Annotated in this window: 4 protein-coding genes and 1 pseudogene; 3 read left to right on the top strand and 2 right to left on the bottom strand. The window is 43.1% G+C overall.

Features of this window, described 5'->3' with window-relative positions:
• Window positions 1–261 precede the first annotated feature (261 nt).
• A complete protein-coding gene (locus PX481_RS10840) occupies window positions 262–732 on the top strand; it encodes a GNAT family N-acetyltransferase (protein ID WP_002758109.1) in 471 nt (156 codons plus the stop codon).
• Here the strand turns inward: PX481_RS10840 and PX481_RS10835 are convergent.
• Both PX481_RS10835 and PX481_RS10830 read right to left on the bottom strand, forming a co-directional pair.
• Window positions 668–1,525: a sensor histidine kinase gene (locus tag PX481_RS10835; protein WP_002758107.1), complete on the bottom strand. Its 858-nt coding sequence runs from the start codon at window positions 1,523–1,525 to the stop codon at window positions 668–670. The genes PX481_RS10840 and PX481_RS10835 overlap by 65 nt on opposite strands.
• Window positions 1,480–2,067 (bottom strand): L-threonylcarbamoyladenylate synthase, encoded by a 588-nt coding sequence (locus PX481_RS10830; RefSeq protein ID WP_288094572.1) that lies wholly within the window; start codon window positions 2,065–2,067, stop codon window positions 1,480–1,482. The genes PX481_RS10835 and PX481_RS10830 overlap by 46 nt, the downstream gene beginning before the upstream one ends.
• A gap of 193 nt (window positions 2,068–2,260) precedes the next feature.
• Here PX481_RS10830 and PX481_RS10825 point away from each other — a divergent pair, with 193 nt between their 5' ends.
• Window positions 2,261–2,788 carry a GIY-YIG nuclease family protein gene (locus tag PX481_RS10825; protein WP_002758103.1) on the top strand — a complete coding sequence of 176 codons (528 nt, stop codon included), beginning with the start codon at window positions 2,261–2,263 and terminating at the stop codon, window positions 2,786–2,788.
• 79 nt (window positions 2,789–2,867) lie between these two features.
• A pseudogene (locus PX481_RS10820) lies at window positions 2,868–2,977 on the top strand (anthranilate phosphoribosyltransferase); the annotation flags it as partial.

Here is a 2,977-nt window from a genome sequence, read left to right as displayed (position 1 = left end):
TGGGGTGTGGGGTGTGGGGTGTGGGGTGTGGGGTGTGGGGTGTGGGGTGTGGGAAGAATAAATAAAAATAATCTCCTGACGACCGACGACCGACTCCCGATCACTGATTAATAACTTGTCAAGAAATCACGATAAATCAACTAGAGATTATCTGAGGCATTGAGTATAATCAAACACATAGATTAGGGGAAATTGCTCATAAATCAGTCCGATCGAGCGTGAATCCTCTTTTATTTTTTAGTCTTAGACTAAGGAAATATCATGGTTGATTGTAGTCAGATTCAGTTTGACGAGGATAAAAGCAAGATAGATCTATCGCAACTACGAGAATTATTTAATTTAACCGCATTTTGGGCAATCGATCGCCGTTTAGAAGATTTAGAAACCGCAATTGACTATAGTGATCCGGTGGTGACGGTGTGGAATGAGCGGCAATTAATTGGTTTTGCTCGCGCCATTTCTGACGGCATTTATCGGGCAACTATTTGGGATGTGATTGTTCATCCCGATTATCAGGGAGCGGGTTTAGGGCGTAAATTAGTAGAAACAGTCTTGGCCCATCCCCGAATAAATCGGGTGGAAAGAGTCTATTTGATGACTACTAATCAAGAAAATTTTTACCGGCGCATTGGTTTCCAAAGCAACGCCACCACGACGATGGTATTATTTAATCGTTATCCCGAGGAGTTTTCCTATCCGGCGATCGAGGTAAAGAAAAAACGATCCGTGTGAGCTTGTCCTGACTATTGTTATCGATTTGATCTAAGCTCATTTCTCCCCCCGAGACTTCGATAATGCCTTTCGCTAACTGAAATTTAAGACCGGGAGAAAGACCGAGAGCTTGAGTAAATTGTTTTACTTCTTCTGGCTTTGATTCTAAACTCAAAGGGGAAATTTCTGGCATTTGCCAGAGAGCGATTTCCCCCGGAAATTCTAGGGTAATAGTGACTTTTTTCTCGCCAAGGGCGCTTACCGATATACAAATAGAGCCACTCGTTAAGTTGGCGATCACTGCATCGACGAGAAGGACAAGAGCGGAGGATAAACGCTGATAATCGGCAATAATAGCAATCTCATCGGTTAAAGGGCTAAATTTAAGCTTAATATGGCGATTAGCTGCCTGTAAATAAGTTAGACTTGCCCAATCTTGCCAGAGTTTAGTTAAAGAAAAAATTTCTTGATCGAGAGGTATAGTACCAGACTCTAGTTTGGAGAGATTAATCATCTCATCGAGCATTGCCATCAGTTTACAGCCCGCCAGTTGCCCCTGGGCGATAAATTCCCTTTCCTCGGCCGGACTTTCACAAAGATCGGCGAGAATCAGTTGATGGAGACTGATCATACTGCTCAATGGCGATCGCAATTCGTGGGCAACCCGTCCCAAAAAACTGCTTTTGAGGTGATTAATTGCCACGGCCATCTGATAAGCGAGGCGAGTTTGCTGTAATTCCCGTTTTAAAGCGTCAATATCGTCCATATTTACAGAAAAACTGCCCCTTGTCGTAAGATATCCCATCCTTGACATTGCCAACGCGCGACGGTGGAGGGTTGTCCACTATTGATTATTCCCCATGCTTGCCTTTCTGTGGGCGCTAACACCGTCACCGAGGGAAAAGTAGTCATAATCGCTTCTGGAGTCAATAAAGGCTCTTGTCCTGACAGATTAGCACTTGTGGTCGCTAAAACACCAGTTCGACCGAGAATTTCTCTGGCGATCGCATGAGCGGGAACTCGGATACCAATCGTGCTAGGATTTTTAGGGTTAAGAACTTTTGGTACTTTTTCAGAAGCAGGTAAAACCAAAGTTAGGGAGCCGGGCCAGTGTTTTTCGGTCATTTGCCGCCAAATTTCCCTTTCTTCCTGATTTCCCTCGACATAATCCCATAAATCTGCTGCTGAGGCCGCCATGAGAATTAAGGGTTTATCAAAAGTCCGTTTTTTAGCGGCAAAAACTAAGGCAGCATAGGGGGGAGAAACCGCTAAAGCGGGGACTGTATCCGTGGGAAAAGAAACCACTTGACCACTTAGGGCCGCGTGAACAATTTCGTTAAGAGAAGCAGTAGGCATTGAGAATTGAGCATTTTTGGGGACTAATTTAGCCTAAAACTTTTTGGTACAATTTTAAACGGGTAGGGTTGATTCATGAATCAACCCTACCTTGAATCAACCCTACCTTGAATCAACCCTACTTGATCAGCGGGGTATCTGAAAGTTTTTAACACCTACCTACTTATCTCCAACCAATTAGCGACGATTAATTATGAATGAGTCTGATACTTTTGCTAATCTCGAACAATTAGAATATATTCCCTACCTAGATACCACGGGTAATATCTGTGCTGATTTACAGGGAAGAATCGGGGTTTATGGCATTTTTGATCGAGAACAAGTCCTAGAGTTTGTCGGCTATTCTCGTGATATTTATCTCAGTTTAAAACAACATCTTGCCCGACAGCCTCAAGCTTGTTATTGGCTAAAAATACAGTTGATTGATCGTCCTAATCGGACTATTCTCGAATCGATTAAACAAGCTTGGCTAAGAGAAAGTCAGGCAGTAACCGGCGATGAAAAACTCTGGACAGAACCAATTGATGCTAAATTAGTCATGACTGACACAGAAAAAGAATTTTATCAAAGTGCTGACGAATTGGGGCAAATCAAGTTATTAAAACAGGTATCCAGACGAGTAGAAAACGATATTTTATCAACCCTAGAAAAACGGGGAGTACAGATGGAAATTCGTTTTAATCCTAAGTTAAAAGAACAGGGTTTGCTCGATTTAAAGTAAAAATGACTAGGAGCGATCGATTCTCCCGACAAACCGCTATGATATTATATCGCCCCATCCCCACACCAATGGAACAGCGATGACCACTCCAGACTGGCCAAACCTACTGCAGCAACTACTCGATCGAAAATCCCTTTCCCTTAACCAAGCTGAAGAATTAATGACCGGATGGTTAAACGGCCAGATTCC

It is taken from the genome of Microcystis sp. M53603_WE2 (assembly GCF_030065435.1).
This window is presented reverse-complemented; position numbering and strand designations above follow the sequence as displayed.